Source organism: Streptomyces pseudovenezuelae, assembly GCF_029892565.1.
Taxonomy (GTDB): Bacteria; Actinomycetota; Actinomycetes; order Streptomycetales; family Streptomycetaceae; genus Streptomyces; species Streptomyces pseudovenezuelae_A.
Genome location: NZ_JARXVH010000014.1, coordinates 171,967 through 192,485 on the forward strand (window position 1 = coordinate 171,967; position 20,519 = coordinate 192,485).

The window sequence follows — 20,519 nt, forward strand, 5'->3', positions numbered from 1 at the left end:
TCTCCCTGGCTCAGGCGGCGGTGCCGACGTGGGTCGGTGCCGGGGTGCGGACGGCGACCTCGTGGTGGTCGTTGACGTTGTCGGCGTGCACCGGGTTGCGGCGCGAGAGGACGACGATGCCGGCGGCGACCGCGGCGCCGACCAGCGCGACGACGACCGTGCCGAAGTTGCCCCCGTGCTTGACCGCGGCGGCCGAGATGCCGCCGACCAGGGCCGCGCACGGCAGCGTGATCAGCCAGGCGGCGGCCATCCGGCCCGCGACGCCCCAGCGGACCTCCGCCAGACGCCGGCCCAGGCCCGCGCCGAGGATGCTGCCGGAGGCGACCTGCGTGGTCGACAGGGCGAAGCCGAGGTGGGCCGAGGTGAGGATGACGGTCGTGGAGGCCGTCTCCGCGGCGAAGCCCTGCGGGGACTGGATCTCGGTGAGGCCCTTGCCCATGGTGCGGATGATGCGCCAGCCGCCGAGGTAGGTGCCGAGGCCGATGGCGAGACCGGCGCAGGCGATGACCCACACCGGCGGGCCGGCGTCGTGGCCGAGGGCGCCCGCGGAGATCAGGGTCAGGGTGATGACGCCCATGGTCTTCTGGGCGTCGTTGGTGCCGTGGGCCAGCGAGACCAGCGAGGCCGAGGCGATCTGGCCGAGCCGGAAGCCCTTGGTCACCGACTTCTTGCGGCCCCGGGCGGTGAGCTTGTAGGCGAGGAAGGTGGCGATCAGGGCCGCGACGCCCGCCACGATCGGCGAGGCGACCGCGGGGATCAGGATCTTCTCGACCACCTTGTCGAAGTGGACGCCGTTGGACCCCGCGCCCACCCACACCGCGCCGATCAGGCCACCGAAGAGCGCGTGCGAGGAACTGGACGGCAGCCCGACCAGCCAGGTCATCAGGTTCCACAGGATCGCGCCGATGAGCCCTGCGAAGATCATCCCCGGTGTGACCAGGGTGTCGTCCACGATGCCGCCGGAGATCGTCTTGGCGACCTCCGTGGACAGGAAGGCGCCGACGATGTTGAGCACACCGCTGATGAGCACGGCGGTTTTCGGCTTGAGGGCACCGGTGGCGATGGACGTGGCCATCGCGTTCGCGGTGTCGTGGAATCCGTTGGTGAAGTCGAAGGCCAGGGCCGTGACGATGACGACGGCCACGAGGAACGTGATGTGGTCCATTCCTTCATGGGAACAAGCGCTTCCGTACAGCAGGCGAACTCAAGGCAAAGGGCGCTTCAGGACCAAGCACCCGCGCGGTGAGGATCGTGCAATGCTGACGTGGTGAACCTCGACGATCTGGTGCGGCTGCGGCAGGCCCGCGACCGGATGGACCGCGAGTACGCCGAGCCCCTCGACGTCCCGGCCCTCGCACGCACCGCACTGATGTCACCGGGCCACTTCCAGCGCAGCTTCCGCGCGGCCTTCGGCGAGACGCCGTACAGCTACCTCATGACCCGCCGCATCGAGCGCGCCAAGGCCCTGCTGCGGCGGGGCGACCTGAGCGTGACGGAGGTCTGCGTCGCGGTCGGCTGTACGTCGCTGGGCTCCTTCAGCTCCCGCTTCACGGAGCTGGTCGGCGAGACGCCGAGCGCCTACCGGGCCCGCTCGCACGAGGACAGCGCACTGATCCCGCCGTGCGTCGCCCGGACCTACACCCGCCCGAAAAAGACGTACCGCCTCTGAATCGGCCCCATGGCTAGATTGGTCCCATGGATGCCATGGACCTGAAGCTGCACCAGTGTTTCATCGCCGTCGACGACCACGACAAGGCGATCGCCTTCTACCGTGACGTGCTGGGCCTGGAGGTCCGCAACGACGTCGGGTTCGAGGGGATGCGGTGGGTGACCGTCGGGTCGCCGCTGCAGCCGGACGTGTCGATCGTCCTGGAGCCGCCGGCCGCCAGCCCCGACTTCTCGCCCGCCGACCGCGAGGCGATGGCGCAGTTGCTGGCCAAGGGTGTGCTGCGCGGGGTCATCTTCACCACCGAGAGCTGCGACGCCCTGTACGCCAAGGTCGAGGAGTCCGGCGCCGACGTGCTCCAGGAGCCGATGGACCAGCCGTACGGGGTGCGGGACTGCGCGTTCCGGGACCCGGCGGGCAATGTGCTGCGGTTCATGGAGCGGGCCGCGTGAACCAACCGGTTCTGTGGACCCACGCCTTCATCGACCGCCCCCTCACGCACTTCAGCCGCGCCTGCGAGTTCTGGACGGCGGTCACGGACACCCGGTTGTCCGAACTGCGGGGTGAGCGGCAGGAGTTCGTGACCCTGATCTCGGAGGACGCCGATGCCGTGCTGAAGGTCCAAGGGGTCGTCTCGGGCGAGGGTGGTGCGCATCTCGACTTCGCCGTCGAGGACGTACCGGCGCTCGTGGACGCGGCGCTGAAACTGGGGGCGGAGCTGGTCACCGACCACGCGCGGTGGGCAGTCCTTCGCTCGCCCGCCGGCCAACTGTTCTGTGCCGGCCCCTGGGAGCACGGCGAGTCCGTACGGCCGCCCGTCGTGCGCGGCAGCCGGTTGGACCAGGTGTGCCTGGACCTTCCGCCGTCCGTCTACGAGGCCGAAATCGCCTTCTGGAGCGCCCTGTTGACGGACTGGCAGTCACTGCCCGGCTCGCGGCCCGAGTTCCACGTCCTCAAGCCGCCGCCCGGCCTGCCGATCCGCATCCTCCTCCAACGCCTCGACGAGGAACGGCCGGCCTCCGCCCATCTGGACCTGGCCTGCGCCGACATCGACGCCACCCAGGCCGAACACGAGCACCTCGGCGCCGAGTTGGTGGCCCGCGCCCCTCATTGGACGGTGCTGCGCGACCCGACGGGCGGCCTGTACTGCCTGACCGGCCGGGACCCGGAGACGGGCGGACTGCCGAGCGGGGTCGCTACGGCCGGGTCCTGATGAAGCACAGGACGTCCTCCCCGTCCGCGGCTGCCGTGGCCTGCGGGCACAGGCTCTCCCAGCCCTCCGGAAGCGATGGACTGGGGCTGCTCTCCTCCGGCCCGACCTGCGAAGCCGACTGCGCCGCGTCCCGCAGCAACAGCGTCAGCCCGCCCCCGAGGACCACGGCGACCGCCCACACCAGCAGCACCCGCCGCCACACCCGACGGCGCGGTAAGCCGATCACACCCACGGCTCCACATCGACGACCGCGGCCACCGGGATCGGCCCGTACACGTGCGGGAACTCCTCGCCGCCGGGCTGCGCCGACTCGTACTTCACCGCTACGCCGAGCAGATCGGGGTCGATGACCAGGACCACCAGGTCGTCCAGGCCCGCGAAGAACGCGGCGGCGGTGCGCGGGAGTTGGGCGCGGGTCGAGCAGTGCACGAAGCCCTCCTCCTGGAGGGTCCGGCCACGCGTCGAGATCTCGTACGTGCCCTTCGCGCGGGCGGCGTCCCAGAGGGCGCGTTCGGTCAGGTGCAGGATGGGCTCGGGCATGGGATCACGGTACGGGTCGGCCTCGGCCGCGACACGTCAGGGTCACGGCCCGAGCCGCGCCGCCCGCGCCCGCAGATAGCGCTGCTCGGGCAGGCTCAGGGTCTGCCCGGCCGCCGACTCATAGGCGGCGCGGGCCTTCTCGTACGCGCCCGCCCGCTCCAGGAGATGTCCGCGCACCGCGTCCGGACGGTGGCCCAACTCCCCTTCCAGGACGTCGATTTCGGCGAGCCCGGCGTGCGGGCCGTCGACCATGGCGACCGCGACGGCACGGTTGAGGCGCTCGACGGGTCCGGGGACCAGGCGGACCAGCACCTCGTACAGGCCGAGGATCTGGTGCCAGTCGGTGGCCGCCGCGTCCGGCGCCTCGTCGTGCAGGGCCGCGACGGCCGCGCGCACCTGGTAGGGCCCGGCCTGCCCCCGGGCCAGCGCGCGCGTCACCAGGGCGACGCCCTCCTCGATGGCGGCCTTGTCCCAGCGGTCGCGGTCCTGTTCGTCGAGCGGCACGAGTTCGCCGTGCGGGCCGGTGCGGGCCTCGCGGCGGGCGTCGGTGAGCAGCATCAGGGCGAGCAGCCCGGCCACCTCGCCGTCCTCGGGCAGCAGCCGCTGCACGGTACGGGTCAGCCGGATCGCCTCGCCGGACAGCTCCCGGCGCTGCAGGCTCGTACCGGAAGTCGCCGTATACCCCTCGTTGAAGATCAGGTAGAGGGTGTGCAGGACGGCGGGCAGCCGGTGCTGCCAGCTGTCCGGGCGGCCGAAGCGCACGCCCCGCACCTTCGCCTTGGCCCGGCTGATGCGCTGGGCCATCGTCGGCTCGGGGACCAGGTAGGCACGGGCGATCTCCGCGGTGGTCAGGCCGCCGACCGCGCGCAGGGTGAGCGCGATCTGGGCGGGCGGGGGCAGGTCGGGGTGGCAGCACAGGAAGAGCAGCGAGAGGGTGTCGTCCTCGCGCGGGGCCCGGTCCTCGGCGGTGATCGGCGCGCGCGCTTCGAGGGCCACCGCCCGCTCCTCGCGCGCCCGGCGGGCCTCGTCGGCGCGCAGCACGTCCGTCAGCCGCCGCGAGGCGACCTTGATCAGCCAGCCGCGCGGGTTGTCCGGAACGCCCGCCGACGGCCACTGCCCGGCCGCCGCGAGCAAAGCCTCCTGTACGGCGTCCTCGGCCGCGTCGAAATGGCCGTACCGGCGCACGAGCGCGCCGAGGACCTGCGGCGCGTGTGGGCGCAGCAGGTCCTCGATGCCGGTGGTGTCCCGCATACGGCTCAGACGTCCCCGGATCCGTCCTGGATGGGCCGGATGACCACCGCGCGCGTGGCGGCGTCCGCGGGCTGCGGGCAACGGGTGACGCGCTCGGCGATCTCCGTGACGCGCTCCAGGCTCGCGCAGTCCAGGACCCAGTAGCCGGCCATCAGCTCCTTGGTCTCGCTGTACGGCCCGTCGGTGATCACGGCCTTGCCGTCCTCGCCCTGCGCGACCAGCCGGGTCTTCGCCGGCTCGGTCAGCCCCTGTGCGTCGATGAGCTCGCCCGACTCGGACAGGTCGTCGTTGATGGCGCCCATGTAGGCGAACATCGCCTGCATCTCCGCCTCGCTCCAGGCCGGGGACCCCGGGGTGGGCTTGCCCTGCATGCCGTCGTAGTCCGCCTGCGTGCCCTGCACCATGACCAGGTACTTCATGAGTCCGCTCCTTCGGCTGGTGCCGCCCGGGGTGGGCAGCTTCTCACTGGGGACGTCGGAGCCGGATCCGGGTTCTCGACAGGGGCGGGGGATTTTTTTCGCGGAGTTTTTTCCGCGGGGTTCAGGAACGTCCCGCGCGCGGGTCAGGGACTGCCCGCGGGGGACTTCCCGGGCTCCCCGCCCGGTGCGGCATCCCCTCCGACGTACGTCTCGCACTTCGGGTTCTTGCACGGTCCCGCCACCCATCGCGGGACCCATGCGCCCAGCGTCTTGTGGCGCCGGACGACCGTCTCCACAGGCTGTCCGCAAGCCGGACAGACGTGCTCTGAGCTGTCCATGCCCTCAGCGTAGGACGGTCAGCGCTTGCGTGCGTACGTGCGGACGAGGACGCCGTTGGTGAAGACGCGTACGGACTCCAGGGCGAAGTCGGTCACGGAGAAGCCGGCGCCGAACATCGGCATGCCGGAGCCGTACACCTGCGGGTAGGTCTTGATGACCAACTCGTCGATCTCGCCGAGCAGTTCGCCGGCCAGCCGGGAGCCGCCGCACAGGTAGACGCCGAGCTCGCCGTCCTCCGCCTTGAGCGCGCGGACCCGGTCGACCAGGTCCTCCGCGATGATCTCGACGTCCGGGTCGGGCGACTCCGTCAGAGTGCGCGAGGCCACGTACTGGCGCAGGTGGGCGTACGGGCTGGTGACGCCCTCCTTCAGCGCGATGTCGTAGCTGGCCCGGCCCTGGACGATCGTGTCGAACCGCTTGTTCGGCAGGTCGTCGAGGCCGAGCGGCCGGCGGCCGTGGGTGGGGAGGGTCTCGGGGTACTCCGCCTTGAGGAAGCCGAAGAACTCCTCGTCGACGAAGGCGAGCATGGACGAGGCGTCGCCCTCCGGGTCGCCGATGAAGCCGTCGATGGAGCAGGCGATGAAGTAGGTGAGCTTTCGCAAGCTGTGCTCTTTCCGTAGGCTGCGGGGGCCGTGTGAACCACTCCAGTTGTAGTACTTCACCTGTAGTGGTCGCAAGGGCGTTTCCGGGTGAACCCCGGAACCGGGTCAAGCAGGAGAGGGGATTCCGCATGGCGGGCAACCCACAGCGCAGGGCGGCTCTCGTCGACGCCGGGGTCGAGGTGCTGGCGCGCGAGGGGGCGCGGGGGCTGACGTTCCGCGCGGTGGACGCCGAGGCGGGGGTGCCGGCGGGCACGGCCTCCAACTACTTCACCGGCCGCGACGAACTGCTCCGCCAGATCGACGCCCGGCTGCACCTGCGGCTGGCCCCCGACCCCGAGGTGCTCGGCGAGCTGATGAAGGCGCCGAAGGACCGCGCCCTGGTCGCCGCCCTCATGCGGGACATCATGGCGCGGGCGACCGGCGACCGCACGGGCTACCTCGCCCTCCTGGAGATGCGCCTCGAAGCCACCCGGCGCCCCGAACTGCGCGCCTCCTACACCGAGTCGGTCCGCGCCGACCTGGAGGAGGGCATGACCTTCCACCGCGAGGCGGGCCTGCCGGGCGGCGACGAGACGGTCGCCGTGCTCTATCTCGCCATGCTCGGCCTGATCGTGGAGCACCTGACCCTGCCGGGCGTCCTGGACGGCGTACTGCCCGGGGTGGGTGTGCCGGAGGGGCTGGTGGAGCGGATCGTGGCGACGGTGGTGCCGGAGTAGAGCCCGAGCCCAGCCGGAGTGGCGGCTACTCGGCCGCGGGTTCGCGCCACATCGGCCACATCTGCGGGCCGTCGGGCAGGTCGAGGGGGCGGTCGACGAGCGCGAAGCCGAGTCGCTCGTACAGGGCGCGGCTGCGGGCGCTGCTCGCCTCCAGATACGCGTGCAGGCCCTCGCGGTCGCAGCGGTCGAGTACGTGACCGATGAGCGCGGCGCCGAGGCCCTCGCCCTGGCGCCCCGGCGCGACGCCGATCATCCAGAGGTACTCGTGGGCGCGGTCGGCGGGGTGGATGTCCTGCGTGAGCCGGCCGATCAGCTCGACGCGCTCGTTCTCCGGGTCGACGGCGGCACGGAGTTGGACGGGACCGTCGTCGTCGCCTTCGGCGTCGGTGTGCTCCCCCGCGGGCACCGACAGCCACAGCGCGCACGCGGCGCCGTCCTCGGCGATGTCGATCCGGCCCTCGGCGAACACGATGTCGGTGAAGGCCGCCATCAACCGGTGATGGGTCGTACGGCGGTACTCCTCGCCGGGGAAGACCCAGTTGCTGACCGGATCCTCCTGGAAGGCCTCGTCCAGCAGCCGCACCACCAGCTCCCGGTCGCCCTCGCCCGCCGTCCGGATCGCCACGCCCATGGATCGCCCACCCCTCGTCTCAGCGGACCCGGCCGGTCCAACCGGCCTTGGTCATACGGGGGTTGACCCTATCGAGTGCGTGTGCGAGAGCGGGAGGGTGTGGGCGGGGTGTGCGTACAAGGGCGGGCCCCGCACACCGTGGGGATGTGCGGGACCCGCCCGAACCGGAGCCGACGCCGACCGGGCGGGGTCAGGAGCCGCACGGTCGGTCGGTCTGGCTCCGGGGTCCTGATACCTGCCCAATACCTGGCCCTGTTACGTGCCTCGCGGCTGCTCCTGCTCGCGCCTTTCGGCTCAGGTGCTGCGCCGCGTCACGAACTCCGCCAGGGCCAGCAGGCCGCCCGCCGCCTCCGGGTCGGCGACCGCGCGGGTCAGTTCGTCCATCGCGCGGGCCATCCGGTCGGCCGCCTGGACCTGCGCCCAGTCACGTCCGCCGGCCCGCTCCACGGCCAGCACCGTCCGCTCCAGATCCTCCTTGGCGTAAGGGAGTTCGTACAGTTCGGCCAACTCGGTCGCCGCCGGGGTGCCCGAGGTGAGCGCCGCGACGACGGGCAGGGACTTCTTGCGGACGGCCAGATCCGCCCCGGCCGGCTTGCCGGTGCGCTTCGGGTCGCCCCATATGCCGATGACGTCGTCGATCAGCTGGAAGGCGAGCCCGGCCTGCCGGCCGAACGCGTCCAGCGCCTCGACGTCCTCGTCCGACGCCCCCGCGTACAGCGCGCCCAAGGCGCACGCGCACCCCAGCAGGGCGCCCGTCTTGGCCTCGGCCATGGTCAGCACCTCGTCGAGGGTGACCTCGCCGGGGTGCCGCCGCTCCAACGCCGTGTCCGCGTGCTGTCCCGCGCACAACTCGACGACACAGGACGCGAGTCGGGCGGCGGCCGCCGAGGACGCCGGGTGCGGGTCCTCGGCGAGCAGCCCCAGGGCCAGCGCCTGCAGAGCGTCCCCGGCGAGGATCGCGTCGGCGTCGCCGAACACCGTCCACGCGGTGGGCCGGTGCCGGCGCGTGGTGTCGCGGTCCATCACGTCGTCGTGCAGCAGCGTGAAGTTGTGCACCAACTCCACTGCCGCGGCTGCCCGTAGAGCCGTTGCCCGCGCCCTCGGTCCGCCGAGTGCGGCGGCCGCGGTGAGGACGAGCGCGGGGCGTATCGCCTTGCCCGCGCTGCCCGCCGCCGGTGTGCCGTCCGCGTGTTCCCAGCCGAAGTGGTAGAGCGCGATCCGACGCATGGAGCCGGGCAACGAGTCGATGGCGGCGCGCAGTTCGGGGTCGACGGACGCCCGGGTGCGCTCCAGGATCACCGCCGCCTCGTGCCCGTCGAGCGGCGGCGCCCCGGCGGACGGCTGCTCCGCCGCCGCCTGGTCCGCCGTCGTGAACTCGGCCATGGGATCTCCCTCGGTCAGTCCGCGGACGGTGGCGCTTCCGCTGCCGCTGGGCGCGTACGACCGAGATCTACCCTCTCCGACCGGCGGAGACACGGCTCGGAGGTGCAGAAACGTCACCTCCACCGGCCGATCTCGACGTTCTCCAGAACGCCGAGCGCGTCCGGCACCAGGACCGCGGCCGAGTAGTACGCCGTCACCAGGTAGTTGATGATCGCCTGCTCGTTGATGCCCATGAAGCGCACGGACAGGCTCGGCTCGATCTCGTCCGGGATGCCCGCCTGCTGCAGACCGATCACGCCCTGTTCGGCCTCGCCGGTGCGCATCGCGATGATCGAGGTCGTACGGGCCTCGCTGACCGGGATCTTGTTGCACGGGTAGATCGGCACACCGCGCCAGGTCGGGATGCGGTTTCCGGCCACCTCGATGGTCTCCGGGACCAGTCCGCGCTTGTTCAGCTCGCGGCCGAACGCGGAGATCGCGCGCGGGTGGGCGAGCAGCAGCTTGGTGCCGCGGCGCCGGGTGAGCAGCTCGTCCAGGTCGTCGGGGCCGGGCACGCCGTCGTGCGGCTGGAGCCGCTGGTCGTACTCGCAGTTGTTGAGCAGCCCGAACTCGCGGTTGTTGACCAGCTCGTGCTCCTGGCGCTCCTTCAGGGCCTCGACCGTCAGCCGCAACTGCTGCTCGGTCTGGTTCATCGGCTGGTTGTAGAGGTCGGCCACGCGCGAGTGGATGCGCAGGACGGTCTGCGCGATGCTCAGTTCGTACTCGCGCGGCCGGGCGTCGTAGTCGACGAAGGTGTGCGGGATGTCCGGCTCGCCGGAGTGGCCGGCCGCGAGGTCGACCTCCTTCTCGCCGAACTTGTTGGTGCGCTGCTCCGGGATCGCGCGCGCGTGCTGGAGGTGCTCACGCAGGGAGTCCGAGCGCTCGGCGACCATCTCGACGTCCGAGCGGGTCAGGGTCAGCACCGTGCAGGCGGTGACCGCGCGGGCCGTGCACTCCCAGATGGCGTCCGGACCCAGCAGCGCCGCCTCACCGAAGTAGGCGCCGTCGGCGAGCACACCGAGGACCGCGTCGTCGCCGTAAGGGCCCTGGCCGATCTTCTCGACCCTGCCGTGTGCCAACAGGTAGACCTCGTCGGTCGGGCTGCCGAACTCGGCGATCACCTCGCCCGCCGCGACCTCCCGCTGCCGGCAGCGCTGGGCGAGTTCGGCGAGCACCTCCTCGTCCTCGTAGGAGCGCAGTACCGGCAGTTCGCCCAACTCCGCGGGAATGACCTCGACCCGGTCACCGGTCTTCACGAATGTGACACGCCCGTCCCCCACGGCGTAACTCAGTCGCCGGTTCACCCGGTACGTACCGCCTTGGACGTTCACCCACGGCAGCGTGCGCAGCAGCCAGCGCGAGCTGATCTCCTGCATCTGCGGCGCGGACTTGGTCGTGGTGGCCAGGTTCCGCGCGGCAGCCGTGCCGAGACTCTGCTGCGGCTTGCCCTGCTCCGTACGGACCTCTTCGCCTACCGACATATGAGAATTGCCCTCCCGGTCTGCACCGGCGCCGATCAGCACCGGAGCATCGATGTGCACGGGCAACCCTTCCATCACAGAGCGTGCCGGTGCTATTACACGAAAGAGCGGGAATGGATCACCAGGGGCTGGGCAGAGGCGGACGCTTTGTCGAGCCGCCTCGAACACCGGACGAGCGGAGATCGCGTCGTGCCCCGGACAATGGTCCGGTGACCGGCCCCGACCTCACCGCTCTGCACCCCCGGCTGCCCTCCCCCTTGCAGGAGCCGGCCGACGAGCGGTTCGCGCGTCACGGTGTCCGTCTCCTCCTCAAACGGGACGACCTGATCCACCCGGAGCTGATCGGCAACAAGTGGCGCAAACTCGCCCCGAATCTCACCGCCGCGGCCGGCCGCACCGTCGTCACCTTCGGCGGCGCGTACTCCAACCACCTCCGAGCGACGGCCGCCGCGGGCCGCCTGCTGGGCCTGCGGACGATCGGCGTGGTCCGCGGCCAGGAACTGTCCGACCGCCCCCTCAACCCCTCGCTCGCCCGCTGCACGGCCGACGGCATGCGACTGCACTTCGTCGACAGATCGACGTACCGCCACAAGACCGAACCCGACACCCTCGCGCGCGTGCTGCACGAGGCCGGCGCGTCGAACGCCTACGTCATCCCGGAGGGCGGCAGCAACGCCGAGGCAGTACGCGGCTGCCGGGCCCTGGGCGAGGAGCTACGGGGCCACGCGGACGTCATCGCCCTCCCCTGCGGCACCGGCGGCACCCTGGCGGGCCTGGCGGCCGGCCTCGCCCCCGGCCAACGCGCCCTGGGCATCCCGGTCCTCAAAGGCGGCTTCCTGGGCGCCGACATACGGTCCCTGCAACACGCGGCCTTCGGCGGCCCCCGCGGCGACTGGACCCTCGACGACCGCTTCCACTTCGGCGGCTACGCCCGCACTTCCCCCGAACTCGATGCCTTCGCGCGGGACTTCGAGGAGCGGCACGGGGTGGCTGTCGAGCGGGTGTATGTCGCCAAGTTGCTGTACGGACTTGTCACCCTCGCCGGGGAAGGCGCGTTCCCGCGCGGGGCGACGGTGGCGGCGGTCGTCACCGGGCGGCCCTTTCCCTCGGCCGTGCCCGCCTAGGCCGCCTCCCGATAAGCCGCCGCCTCCTCAAGGTCCAGCCGCCGCAGCAACGTCCGCAGCATCTCGTCGTCGATGTAGCGGCCGTCGCGCAGTCTCACGAACATCGCGCGTTCGGCGCTGATCATCTCGCGGGACAGGCGGCGGTAGGTGTCGTCGACGGATTCGCCGGTGGTGGGGTTGACCTGGCCGAGGCGTTCCCAGACCGCGTTGCGGCGGCGCTCCAGGACGTCGCGGAGGCGGTCCGCGAGGGGCGGCGGGAGGGCGTTGCTCCCGTCGGCGAGGAGTTCGTTCAGGCGCTGTTCGGCGACGCGCGAGGCCTGCGCCTGGGCGTTGGCCTCGGCGAGGGTCTGGGCCTGGACGTCGCGGCCGGGGAGCTTCAGGAGGCGGATCAGCGGAGGCAGGGTGACGCCCTGGAAGACGAGGGTGCCGATGACCGTCGTGAAGGTCAGGAAGAGGATCAGGTTGCGGCCGGGGAAGGGCTCGCCGTTGTGCATGTGCTCCGGGATCGAGAAGGCGATCGCGAGTGAGACCACGCCCCGCATGCCGGCCCAGCCGATGACGAACGGCGCCTTCCAGGTGGGGTTCTCCTCGCGTCCGCGGATTCTGGCCGAGAAGATCCGGGGCAGGAAGGTCGCCGGGTAGACCCAGATGAAGCGGGAGGCGACGACCACGAGGAAGACGGCGATCGCGTACCAGGCGGCCCGGCCACCCTCGTAGGCGCCAAGGCCCTTGAGGACGACGGGCAGTTGCAGTCCGATCAGGGCGAACACCGCTGATTCCAGGACGAATGCCACCATCTTCCAGACGGCCTCCTCCTGGAGGCGGGTCGCGAAGTCGACCTCCCAGGAGCGGTGTCCGAGATAGAGGGCCACGACGACGACCGCCAGGACACCGGAGGCGTGCACCTGCTCGGCGGCGGCGTAGGCGACGAACGGGATCAGCAGGGAGAGCGTGTTCTGGAGCAGCGCCTCCTTGAGGTGGGTGCGCAGCCAGTGGATCGGCACCATGAGGATCAGGCCGATTCCGACACCGCCGACCGCGGCCAGCAGGAACTCGCCGATCCCGCCGGCCCAGGTCGCGCCCTCGCCGACCGCGGCGGCGACCGCGACCCGGTAGGCGGTGATCGCGGTGGCGTCGTTCACCAGGGACTCGCCCTGCAGGATCGTGGTGACCCGGGAGGGCAGTCCGACCCGGCGCGCGACCGCCGTGGCCGCGACCGCGTCCGGCGGGGCCACCACCGCGCCCAGCACCAGCGCCGCGGTCAGCGGCAGCCCCGGCACGATCTGGTAGGCGGCCCAGCCGACCACCACGGTCGCGAAGAGCACGTACCCGACCGACAGCAGCGCGACCGGCCGCAGTTGGGCGCGCAGGTCGAGGTAGGAGCTGTCGGTGGCCGAGGTGTAGAGCAGCGGCGGGAGTACGAGCGGCAGTACTACGTCAGGATCGAGGGTGTACCCCGGCACTCCCGGGACGTAGGAGACCACCAGCCCGGCCGCGACCAGCAGCAGCGGCGCCGGCACCGGTGTGCGCCGCGCCGCAGCGGCCACCGCGGCGCTGCCCGCCACCAGCAACAGCAGTGGCATCACGTCCATCGTCCTCGCCCGCCCTCTGGTTTTCCGCGCGGTCATCCGCACAGCCGTCGTAATCTGGCAATCATGAAACAGTGCACGCATGCCGACGCGCTGCCGCACCCGCAACCCGGACCGCTCAATGAGACCTGCCCCGAGTGCCTACGGGACGGTACGCACCCGGTCCAGCTTCGGCTGTGCCTCACCTGCGGCCATGTCGGCTGCTGCGACTCGTCTCCGGGACGGCACGCGACAGAGCACCACAAGGATTCCGGTCATCCGATCATGCGGACCTTCGAACCCGGTGAGAACTGGCGTTGGTGCTTCGTGGACCATGTCCTCGTGTGACTCGGCACGACTCCGCTTCACCGACGGTTCGACGGTCTGACGTCTGGGTACGTCAACCCGGCGCGCGCTCTTCCCAATTGGGCCCGCCGACCCCCTAGCCACGGAGCGTATCCGAAGGTTTACTATGAGTGACAGCAAGGGGTTGGGGTCCTGGGGACAGGAAAGTTCAGAGCGCGATAGCGTCACCGCTGAAGCACACGTCGCGTTACCCCGGGGGGCGACCCTCGGCCCTGAAATGCTTGTACCACCTTGGAGGTGAGGGTGTCCCAGATCGCAGGCGAGCCCGCGACCCAGGACTTCGTGGAAGTCCGGCTGCCGGCTGCGGGTGCCTACCTGTCGGTGCTGCGTACGGCCACGGCCGGCCTCGCGGCCCGTTTGGACTTCACCCTCGACGAGATCGAGGACCTGCGCATCGCCGTGGACGAGGCCTGCGCGATCCTGCTCCAGCAGGCCGTGCCCGGCTCGGTGCTCAGTTGTGTCTTCCGGCTTGTCGACGACTCGTTGGAGGTGACCGTCTCGGCGCCGACCACGGACGGTCACGCCCCGGCGCGGGACACCTTCGCCTGGACCGTCCTGTCCGCCCTGGCAGGCAAGGTCTCCTCCGCCGTGGACGACGACAAAACCGTTTCGATCAGCCTCTACAAACAGCGCGGCGCGGGACCCGGGCCGGCGTGAGGACAGGGGACGGGCCGGTGCGTGACGAAGAGCGCGGCACACGGGAGCTGCCGGCCGAGGGCACAGGCGGGTCCCGACGCATTGGTGACGGCATCGACGGTATGGCCGGCATCCCCGAGCAGGCCCGGCCGCATCCGGAGGAGGACTCCTCGGAGACCGTCCTCCCGGACGACGGGCTGCGGGATCGGGAAGTTGCCGCGCAGAGCGCGCCCGTGGACGGACGGATCGGGATCCCCCCGCTCCGTCCGGCGGCCGGCGCTCGGAGAAGGACAACGGGCGGGACGATGAGCGAGCACGAGCGAAACTCCGAGGCCGACGGGCAGGGCGCACCGAGCGTCCCGCAGGCCACGCCGAGCGTCCAACAGGGCGCTCCCAGCGTCCAGCAGGCCACGCGGCACGACCCACAGGACCGCAGCGGGGCGCGCCTGCTCTTCATCGAGCTGCGCACGCTGAAGGACGGCAGCGTCGAGTACGCGGAGCTGCGCAACCGGCTGGTCCGCATGCACCTGCCGCTCGTCGAGCACCTCGCCCGCCGCTTCCGCAACCGCGGCGAGCCGCTGGACGACCTCACCCAGGTCGCCACCATCGGCCTGATCAAGTCGGTCGACCGCTTCGACCCGGAGCGCGGCGTCGAGTTCTCGACGTACGCGACCCCTACGGTCGTCGGCGAGATCAAGCGGCACTTCCGCGACAAGGGCTGGGCGGTCCGCGTCCCGCGCAGGCTCCAGGAGCTGCGCCTCTCGCTGACCACGGCGACCGCGGAGCTCTCGCAGCTGCACGGCCGCTCCCCCACGGTTCACGAGCTGGCCGAGAAGCTGGGCATCTCGGAGGAAGAGGTCCTGGAGGGCCTGGAGTCCGCCAACGCGTACTCCACGCTGTCCCTGGACGTCCCCGACACCGACGACGAGTCCCCGGCCGTCGCGGACACCCTGGGCTCGGAGGACGAGGCCCTGGAGGGCGTCGAGTACCGCGAGTCCCTCAAGCCGTTGCTGGAGGACCTGCCGCCGCGCGAGAAGCGGATCCTGCTGCTGCGGTTCTTCGGGAACATGACGCAGTCGCAGATCGCCCAGGAGGTCGGCATCTCGCAGATGCACGTCTCCCGGCTGCTGGCGCGCACGCTGGCGCAGCTGCGGGAGAAGCTCCTCGTCGAGGAGTAGGGGCGAGCCGGAGCAGGGGCGACTTCCGGTCGTCCCGCTCAGGGGCTACTTCTGGTCGCCCTGCACGCCGCCGGGCCCCCGGATCCCGAGGGCCCGGGTGGTCTCCGGATTGATCAGCAGGACCAGCGCCGCTACGGCCACGACGGCGAGCGCGATCCCGGCCGGGATGGCCACGCTGTCGGCCTGGAGCAGGGTGTAGGCGACCGGCAGCGCCATGATCTGGGTGATGACGGCGGGGCCCCGGCTCCAGCCCCGGCGGAGCAGCAGCCCGCGTGCGGCGAGCAGCGGCAGCAGCGCGAGGACGACCAGGGTGATGCCGCCGGTGACCGCGGAACCCCGGTCGTCGGGGTCGCCGGTCAGACCTTCCACCAGCATCCACAGGCCCCCGGCGGCCAACGCGATTCCCTCCAGCCCGGCGAGCGCGGCGGCGTACGTCAGGCGGCGCGGGCGCGGGTCGGTGCTGTCCGAAGTGGTGGGAGTCTGCTCACTGGTCACCCCTGAAGGGTAGTCCCGGGGTCGACGCCGGCCGGAGCGGGCCGTGGTGAGGCTCACGTCCTCCGCTCTTACCCGATCCCTACTCGACCTGTGCCGAGTACCACCCAGTAGGTACGCTGCAACTCATGCGTGCACTTCTCGTGGTCAATCCGGCGGCAACCACCACAAGCGCACGTACGCGCGATGTCCTGATCCATGCACTCGCGAGCGAGATGAAGCTGGAAGCGGTCACCACCGAGTACCGCGGCCACGCGCGCGATCTCGGCCGGCAGGCGGCGGACAGCGAGGACATCGACCTGGTGGTCGCCCTCGGCGGCGACGGCACGGTCAACGAGGTGGTCAACGGCCTGCTGCACGCCGGGCCCAATCCCAACGGTCTTCCCCGTCTCGCCGTGGTCCCGGGCGGCTCCACCAATGTCTTCGCCCGCGCCCTGGGTCTGCCCAACGACGCCGTCGAGGCGACGGGCGCGCTGCTGGACGCCCTGCGCGAGGGCAGTGAGCGGACGGTCGGCATGGGCCTCGCCGCCGGCACCCCGGGCACCGAGGACGAAGCGGTGCCCTCCCGCTGGTTCACCTTCTGCGCGGGGCTCGGTTTCGATGCGGGCGTGGTCGGCCGGGTCGAGCAACAGCGCGAGCGGGGAAAGAAATCCACGCACGCCCTTTACCTGCGCCAGGTCGCACGCCAGTTCCTTCAGGAACCCAACCGCCGGCACGGCACGATCACGCTGGAGCGGCCCGACGCCGAACCGGTGACCGATCTGGTGGCGTCCATAATCTGCAATACCTCACCCTGGACGTATCTGGGTAATCGTCCGGTGTACGCAACGCCTAAGGCCTCGTTCGATACCGGGCTCGACGTACTCGGTCTCAGCCGCATGTCCACGGTCTCCGCCGCCCGGTACGCCACACAATTGCTCACTTCGTCCCCCGAACGCGGAGCCCACGGTAAGCACGCCGTGACCCTGCACGACCTGGACCAGTTCACCTTGCATTCGAAGGTCCCGCTGCCCCTTCAGATGGACGGCGACCACCTCGGACTGCGCACGAGCGTGACGTTCACAGGCGTACGCCGTGCACTGCGTGTGATTGTGTGAGCAGAAGGGGCGAAAGTCCTTTCACTCGAACGTTTAGGCCAGGGTCCACCCCATGGAAGTACGGCTGTGACCTAGTCGACACCGAGGAATCAAAAAAAACTTTCCAGAAGGGGTTGTATCCGCCGCTGAGGTTTGCGAGTCTCTACGTGGCGATCGAGACGGCCCGCAACACCGGCCTCCACGGATCACCGGAACCCCTCTTCAATCCACAGGACCCCGCCAGCGAACCTGGCGTTCGGCCCTTCACTTGTTGAGGGATTCGTGAAAGCGTTCACATTCACAAGCAACCCGCACGTAATACCAAGGAGAGGTAGCAGCCATGGACTGGCGTCACAACGCCGTTTGCCGCGAGGAAGACCCCGAGCTCTTCTTCCCCATCGGCAACACCGGTCCTGCGCTGCTGCAGATCGAGGAAGCCAAGGCCGTCTGCCGTCGCTGCCCCGTTATGGATCAGTGTCTGCAGTGGGCGCTCGAGTCCGGTCAGGACTCCGGCGTCTGGGGTGGTCTCAGCGAGGACGAGCGTCGCGCCATGAAGCGCCGCGCCGCCCGCAACCGGGCCCGTCAGGCCTCCGCCTGACAACACCCGCCCCACAAGCCTGAGCTTGGCGGCGCGTACAGCGAGTACGCATCTCCCGCCCCCGAGCCGCAGCGCGCAGTACCCCCGATGCGCTTACGCTTTGCGAACGAGCAGCAACGAGCACTGGCCCCGGACCACTCAAGGTCCGGGGCCCTTTGCTGTCCCGGGAGTTGACTACTTGTCCGCTTCCACCGGCACGTCCAGGATCACCCGGGTCCCCCGCTCCGGGGCCGGGACCATGTCGAACGTGCCGCCCAACTCGCCCTCCACCAGGGTCCGTACGATCTGCAGGCCCAGGTTGCCGTCGGTGTGCGGGTCGAAGCCCTCGGGCAGGCCGACTCCGTCGTCCTGGACCGTGACCAGGAGGCGGGCCTCCTTGCTGGTGCCGCCGCGGACGGCCGACACCTCGACCGTGCCCGTGTCGCCCTCGCGGAAGCCGTGTTCGAGGGCGTTCTGCAGGATCTCGGTCAGGACCATCGACAGCGGGGTGGCGACCTCGGCGTCCAGGATGCCGAAGCGGCCACTGCGCCGGCCGGCGACCTTGCCCGGCGAGATCTCGGCGACCATCGCCAGGACGCGGTCGGCGATCTCGTCGAACTCCACGCGCTCGTCCAGGTTCTGGGAGAGCGTCTCGTGCACGATCGCGATCGAACCGACCCGCCGTACCGCCTCTTCGAGGGCTTCCCGGCCGCGGTCCGACTCGATGCGCCGGGCCTGCAGGCGCAGCAGGGCGGCGACCGTCTGGAGGTTGTTCTTCACCCGGTGGTGGATCTCCCGGATGGTCGCGTCTTTGGTGATCAACTCCCGCTCACGGCGGCGCAGTTCGGTGACGTCACGGAGCAGGACCAGCGAACCGATGCGGGTGCCCTTGGGTTTGAGCGGGATGGCGCGGAACTGGATGACCCCGTCGCGGGCCTCGATCTCGAACTCGCGCGGCGCCCAGCCGCTGGCCACCTTGGCGAGCGCCTCGTCCACCGGCCCCCGGGTCGGGGCGAGTTCGGCGGTGGTCCGGCCCAGGTGCTGGCCGACCAGGTCGGAGGCGAGGCCCATGCGGTGGTACGCCGACAGCGCGTTCGGTGAGGCGTACTGGACGATGCCGTCGCCGTCGAGGCGGATCAGACCGTCGCCGACGCGGGGCGCGGCGTCCATGTCCATCTGCTGGTTCGCGAACGGGAAGGAGCCGGCCGCGATCATCTGCGCGAGGTCCGAGGCGCTCTGGAGATACGTCAGCTCCAGGCGGCTCGGGGTGCGCACGGTCAGCAGGTTGGTGTTGCGGGCGATGACACCGAGGACGCGTCCCTCCCGTCGTACCGGAATCGACTCGACCCGGACCGGGACCTCCTCGCGCCACTCGGGGTCGCCCTCGCGCACGATCCGGCCCTCGTCCAGGGCCGCGTCCAGCATGGGGCGGCGGCCGCGCGGGACGAGGTGGCCGACCATGTCGTCGTGGTAGGAGGTGGGGCCGGTGTTGGGGCGCATCTGGGCGACGGAGACATAGCGCGTGCCGTCGCGGGTGGGCACCCACAGGACCAGGTCGGCGAAGGAGAGGTCGGAGAGCAGCTGCCACTCCGAGACCAGCAGATGGAGCCACTCGAGGTCGGAGTCGTCGAGGGCGGTGTGCTGGCGGACCAGTTCGTTCATGGAGGGCACGGGTGCGAGCGTACCTGGCGGTACGGACAGGGCCCGGAACCGGTCACCGCGGCCCGAAAACACCCGCGGGCCGCGGCGCCTGGGAGGGACCCTCAGCCCTCCCGGCACCGCAGCCCGGAGCAACAACGGCCGTGGGGTGTGCGACCCCGGTCGGCCGAAGGATGAGGACCCGGGGCAGTCAGGGCAGAGAGCTCCGGTTCCTCGGTCCGCCTTCCTGTGCGGGGAAGGCGGAAGTCTCTTGGTACTGCTGGCACTGGTACTGCTCGCAACGCTTCAATTGTGGACTAGACCACTATGCGTGTCCATGCGTTGAAGGCTGTTGATTGTTGTTATTTCTCCGACAGGCAGCCTAACCCGTGGGGGTTCCTGTGCGGGGGTGGTTGGTGAGAGCGATCTCAGCGGGTCTCCGTCACCTTCGCCAGGGCGCGGGGCGCGTCCGGGTCCTGGCCACGGGCGATGGTGACCTCGTAGGCCAGGAGCTGGAGCGGGAGGATCTCCAGGATGGGCTGGACCTCCTCGGCCACGCCCTCGGTGGGCAGCACGAAGCCGGCCGAGGCCTGCTCGACCTGGCTCTTGGGTCCGATGACGACGAGGTCGGCGCCGCGTCCGCGCAGCCGGTCCAGGACGGGCTGGAGGGCCTCGCCGCCCTTGCCGTCGGTGACGACGGCGATGACCGGGGAGACGTTGTCGACCATGGCGAGGGGGCCGTGCAGGAGGTCGGCGCCGGAGTAGGAGAGGGCGGGGATGTAGCTGGTCTCCATCAGCTTGAGGGCCGCCTCCTTGGCCGTGGGGTAGCCGTAGCCGCGCGAGGTGATGACCATGCGCTCGGCGAAGCGGTAACGGCCGGCGAGGGCACGGATCTCGTCCTGCCGGGCGAGGAGTTGCCCGGCGAGGTCGGGGAGCACCTGTGCGGGGGCGCCGTCGCCGTCGCGCAGGCCCTCGACGAAGAGGTAGAGCGCCAGGAGGGAGGCCGTGTACGTCTTGGTGGCGGGGAGGGCCTTCTCCGGTCCGGCCAGGATGTCGATGTGGTACTCGGACACTCCGGCCAGCGGTGAGTCGGGGTTGTTGGTGACGGCGAGCGTGATCGCGCCGGCCTCGCGGGCTGCGCGGGTCGAGGCCACCAGGTCCGGGGAGCCGCCGGACTGGCTGACGGTGACGACCAGGACGTCGGTGAGGTCGGGCCGGGCGCCGTAGGCCGTGGTCGTGGACATCGAGGTGAGTCCGCAGGGCAGGCCGAGGCGGATCTCCAGGAGGTACTTGGCGTAGAGGGCGGCGTTGTCGGAGGTGCCGCGGGCGGTGAGGAGTACGAAGCGGGGGTTGCGGGCGGCGATCTCCCGGGCCACCTGCCGGATGCCGGGGGCGCCCTCGGCGACGATGCGGCGCAGCACGGCGGGCTGCTCGGCCATCTCGCGGGCCATGATCCGGCCCGGGAGGTCGCGATGGGGGTCCGGTGGGGTGGCGGTCATGGGGTCCTCCGGGCGGGGCGGTGTGCGGCGGGGCCGTGTGCGAGTGGGGTTCATTTCACTCCCCCACGGCGAATGATGCCTGTCC

The 20,519-nt window shown here is 70.8% G+C and carries 23 protein-coding genes; 10 read left to right on the plus strand and 13 right to left on the minus strand.

The genetic code is table 11. From position 1 onward, the window contains the following. Positions 1 to 10: 10 nt before the first annotated feature. Positions 11 to 1,165 carry an inorganic phosphate transporter gene (locus M2283_RS36320; RefSeq protein WP_280880742.1) on the minus strand — a complete coding sequence of 385 codons (1,155 nt, stop codon included), beginning with the start codon at positions 1,163 to 1,165 and terminating at the stop codon, positions 11 to 13. A 102-nt stretch (positions 1,166 to 1,267) separates the two neighbouring features. Between M2283_RS36320 and M2283_RS36325 the strand changes: the two genes are divergently transcribed. Genes M2283_RS36325 through M2283_RS36335 form a run of 3 tightly spaced genes read left to right on the plus strand, consistent with a single transcriptional unit; the run spans position 1,268 to position 2,879 of the window. Further along, entirely contained in the window at positions 1,268 to 1,669 is a 402-nt protein-coding gene (locus tag M2283_RS36325) for a helix-turn-helix transcriptional regulator (RefSeq protein ID WP_280880743.1), read from the plus strand. Between the two features lie 35 nt (positions 1,670 to 1,704). Then, positions 1,705 to 2,118, plus strand: a complete 414-nt coding sequence (locus tag M2283_RS36330; protein WP_280880835.1) for a VOC family protein — start codon at positions 1,705 to 1,707, stop codon at positions 2,116 to 2,118. After that, complete coding sequence (locus M2283_RS36335) at positions 2,115 to 2,879, plus strand: VOC family protein (RefSeq protein ID WP_280880744.1); 765 nt, start codon at positions 2,115 to 2,117, stop codon at positions 2,877 to 2,879. The genes M2283_RS36330 and M2283_RS36335 overlap by 4 nt, the downstream gene beginning before the upstream one ends. Here M2283_RS36335 and M2283_RS36340 read toward each other — a convergent pair. From M2283_RS36340 to M2283_RS36365, 5 genes are all read right to left on the minus strand, one after another. After that, entirely contained in the window at positions 2,863 to 3,105 is a 243-nt protein-coding gene (locus tag M2283_RS36340; protein WP_280880745.1) for a hypothetical protein, read from the minus strand. The genes M2283_RS36335 and M2283_RS36340 overlap by 17 nt on opposite strands. Continuing rightward, positions 3,102 to 3,419, minus strand: a complete 318-nt coding sequence (locus M2283_RS36345) for a DUF952 domain-containing protein (protein ID WP_280880746.1) — start codon at positions 3,417 to 3,419, stop codon at positions 3,102 to 3,104. Before M2283_RS36345 ends, M2283_RS36340 begins: the two co-directional genes overlap by 4 nt. A 42-nt stretch (positions 3,420 to 3,461) precedes the next feature. Beyond that, on the minus strand, positions 3,462 to 4,670 hold the full coding sequence (locus M2283_RS36350; protein WP_280880747.1) for an RNA polymerase sigma factor: 1,209 nt from the start codon (positions 4,668 to 4,670) through the stop codon (positions 3,462 to 3,464). 5 nt (positions 4,671 to 4,675) lie between these two features. After that, positions 4,676 to 5,089: a YciI family protein gene (locus tag M2283_RS36355; RefSeq protein ID WP_280880748.1), complete on the minus strand. Its 414-nt coding sequence runs from the start codon at positions 5,087 to 5,089 to the stop codon at positions 4,676 to 4,678. Positions 5,090 to 5,445: 356 nt separating this feature from the next. Further along, on the minus strand, positions 5,446 to 6,030 hold the full coding sequence (locus tag M2283_RS36365; RefSeq protein ID WP_280880750.1) for a dihydrofolate reductase family protein: 585 nt from the start codon (positions 6,028 to 6,030) through the stop codon (positions 5,446 to 5,448). Positions 6,031 to 6,158: 128 nt separating this feature from the next. Between M2283_RS36365 and M2283_RS36370 the strand changes: the two genes are divergently transcribed. Beyond that, positions 6,159 to 6,746, plus strand: a complete 588-nt coding sequence (locus M2283_RS36370; RefSeq protein WP_280880751.1) for a TetR/AcrR family transcriptional regulator — start codon at positions 6,159 to 6,161, stop codon at positions 6,744 to 6,746. 25 nt (positions 6,747 to 6,771) lie between these two features. On the opposite strand, the gene M2283_RS36375 is transcribed toward M2283_RS36370, so the two are convergent. The 3 genes from M2283_RS36375 to M2283_RS36385 all read right to left on the minus strand — a co-directional run bounded on the left by M2283_RS36375 (position 6,772) and on the right by M2283_RS36385 (position 10,280). After that, positions 6,772 to 7,377 (minus strand): GNAT family N-acetyltransferase, encoded by a 606-nt coding sequence (locus M2283_RS36375; protein ID WP_280880752.1) that lies wholly within the window; start codon positions 7,375 to 7,377, stop codon positions 6,772 to 6,774. Between the two features lie 294 nt (positions 7,378 to 7,671). After that, the gene (locus tag M2283_RS36380) at positions 7,672 to 8,760 is read right to left on the minus strand and encodes a family 2 encapsulin nanocompartment cargo protein polyprenyl transferase (protein WP_280880753.1); all 1,089 of its coding nucleotides are present in this window, start codon (positions 8,758 to 8,760) and stop codon (positions 7,672 to 7,674) included. A 113-nt stretch (positions 8,761 to 8,873) separates the two neighbouring features. After that, positions 8,874 to 10,280 carry a family 2B encapsulin nanocompartment shell protein gene (locus tag M2283_RS36385; protein WP_280880836.1) on the minus strand — a complete coding sequence of 469 codons (1,407 nt, stop codon included), beginning with the start codon at positions 10,278 to 10,280 and terminating at the stop codon, positions 8,874 to 8,876. Between the two features lie 209 nt (positions 10,281 to 10,489). On the opposite strand from M2283_RS36385, the gene M2283_RS36390 reads away from it, so the two are divergent. Further along, entirely contained in the window at positions 10,490 to 11,404 is a 915-nt protein-coding gene (locus M2283_RS36390) for a 1-aminocyclopropane-1-carboxylate deaminase/D-cysteine desulfhydrase (protein ID WP_280880754.1), read from the plus strand. On the opposite strand, the gene M2283_RS36395 is transcribed toward M2283_RS36390, so the two are convergent. Beyond that, entirely contained in the window at positions 11,401 to 12,996 is a 1,596-nt protein-coding gene (locus tag M2283_RS36395) for a Na+/H+ antiporter (protein ID WP_280880755.1), read from the minus strand. The genes M2283_RS36390 and M2283_RS36395 overlap by 4 nt on opposite strands. 63 nt (positions 12,997 to 13,059) lie before the next feature. On the opposite strand from M2283_RS36395, the gene M2283_RS36400 reads away from it, so the two are divergent. The 3 genes from M2283_RS36400 (at position 13,060) to M2283_RS36410 (ending at position 15,152) form a co-directional block, all read left to right on the plus strand. Beyond that, on the plus strand, positions 13,060 to 13,320 hold the full coding sequence (locus M2283_RS36400; protein ID WP_280880756.1) for a UBP-type zinc finger domain-containing protein: 261 nt from the start codon (positions 13,060 to 13,062) through the stop codon (positions 13,318 to 13,320). A 261-nt stretch (positions 13,321 to 13,581) separates the two neighbouring features. Continuing rightward, entirely contained in the window at positions 13,582 to 13,995 is a 414-nt protein-coding gene (locus M2283_RS36405; RefSeq protein WP_030784224.1) for an anti-sigma regulatory factor, read from the plus strand. Beyond that, a complete protein-coding gene (locus M2283_RS36410; protein ID WP_280880757.1) occupies positions 13,992 to 15,152 on the plus strand; it encodes an RNA polymerase sigma factor SigF in 1,161 nt (386 codons plus the stop codon). Before M2283_RS36405 ends, M2283_RS36410 begins: the two co-directional genes overlap by 4 nt. 45 nt (positions 15,153 to 15,197) lie before the next feature. On the opposite strand, the gene M2283_RS36415 is transcribed toward M2283_RS36410, so the two are convergent. Next, on the minus strand, positions 15,198 to 15,647 hold the full coding sequence (locus M2283_RS36415; protein WP_280880758.1) for a hypothetical protein: 450 nt from the start codon (positions 15,645 to 15,647) through the stop codon (positions 15,198 to 15,200). A gap of 125 nt (positions 15,648 to 15,772) precedes the next feature. On the opposite strand from M2283_RS36415, the gene M2283_RS36420 reads away from it, so the two are divergent. Continuing rightward, positions 15,773 to 16,741, plus strand: a complete 969-nt coding sequence (locus M2283_RS36420; protein ID WP_280880759.1) for a diacylglycerol/lipid kinase family protein — start codon at positions 15,773 to 15,775, stop codon at positions 16,739 to 16,741. Between the two features lie 319 nt (positions 16,742 to 17,060). Further along, positions 17,061 to 17,318, plus strand: a complete 258-nt coding sequence (locus M2283_RS36425; RefSeq protein WP_006142322.1) for a WhiB family transcriptional regulator — start codon at positions 17,061 to 17,063, stop codon at positions 17,316 to 17,318. A 174-nt stretch (positions 17,319 to 17,492) separates the two neighbouring features. On the opposite strand, the gene M2283_RS36430 is transcribed toward M2283_RS36425, so the two are convergent. Further along, entirely contained in the window at positions 17,493 to 18,968 is a 1,476-nt protein-coding gene (locus M2283_RS36430) for a sensor histidine kinase (RefSeq protein ID WP_280880760.1), read from the minus strand. 395 nt (positions 18,969 to 19,363) lie between these two features. Beyond that, positions 19,364 to 20,434 carry an SIS domain-containing protein gene (locus tag M2283_RS36435; RefSeq protein WP_280880761.1) on the minus strand — a complete coding sequence of 357 codons (1,071 nt, stop codon included), beginning with the start codon at positions 20,432 to 20,434 and terminating at the stop codon, positions 19,364 to 19,366. Positions 20,435 to 20,519 lie beyond the last annotated feature (85 nt).

Coding starts and splice junctions, on each gene's coding strand:
- M2283_RS36320 (WP_280880742.1), bottom strand. CDS start 1,165: ATGGACCACATCACGTTCCTCGTGGCCGTCGTCATCGTCACGGCCCTG.
- M2283_RS36330 (WP_280880835.1), top strand. CDS start 1,705: ATGGACCTGAAGCTGCACCAGTGTTTCATCGCCGTCGACGACCACGAC.
- M2283_RS36345 (WP_280880746.1), bottom strand. CDS start 3,419: ATGCCCGAGCCCATCCTGCACCTGACCGAACGCGCCCTCTGGGACGCC.
- M2283_RS36350 (WP_280880747.1), bottom strand. CDS start 4,670: ATGCGGGACACCACCGGCATCGAGGACCTGCTGCGCCCACACGCGCCG.
- M2283_RS36355 (WP_280880748.1), bottom strand. CDS start 5,089: ATGAAGTACCTGGTCATGGTGCAGGGCACGCAGGCGGACTACGACGGC.
- M2283_RS36370 (WP_280880751.1), top strand. CDS start 6,159: ATGGCGGGCAACCCACAGCGCAGGGCGGCTCTCGTCGACGCCGGGGTC.
- M2283_RS36375 (WP_280880752.1), bottom strand. CDS start 7,377: ATGGGCGTGGCGATCCGGACGGCGGGCGAGGGCGACCGGGAGCTGGTG.
- M2283_RS36380 (WP_280880753.1), bottom strand. CDS start 8,760: ATGGCCGAGTTCACGACGGCGGACCAGGCGGCGGCGGAGCAGCCGTCC.
- M2283_RS36385 (WP_280880836.1), bottom strand. CDS start 10,280: ATGTCGGTAGGCGAAGAGGTCCGTACGGAGCAGGGCAAGCCGCAGCAG.
- M2283_RS36395 (WP_280880755.1), bottom strand. CDS start 12,996: ATGGACGTGATGCCACTGCTGTTGCTGGTGGCGGGCAGCGCCGCGGTG.
- M2283_RS36400 (WP_280880756.1), top strand. CDS start 13,060: ATGAAACAGTGCACGCATGCCGACGCGCTGCCGCACCCGCAACCCGGA.
- M2283_RS36420 (WP_280880759.1), top strand. CDS start 15,773: ATGCGTGCACTTCTCGTGGTCAATCCGGCGGCAACCACCACAAGCGCA.
- M2283_RS36425 (WP_006142322.1), top strand. CDS start 17,061: ATGGACTGGCGTCACAACGCCGTTTGCCGCGAGGAAGACCCCGAGCTC.
- M2283_RS36435 (WP_280880761.1), bottom strand. CDS start 20,434: ATGACCGCCACCCCACCGGACCCCCATCGCGACCTCCCGGGCCGGATC.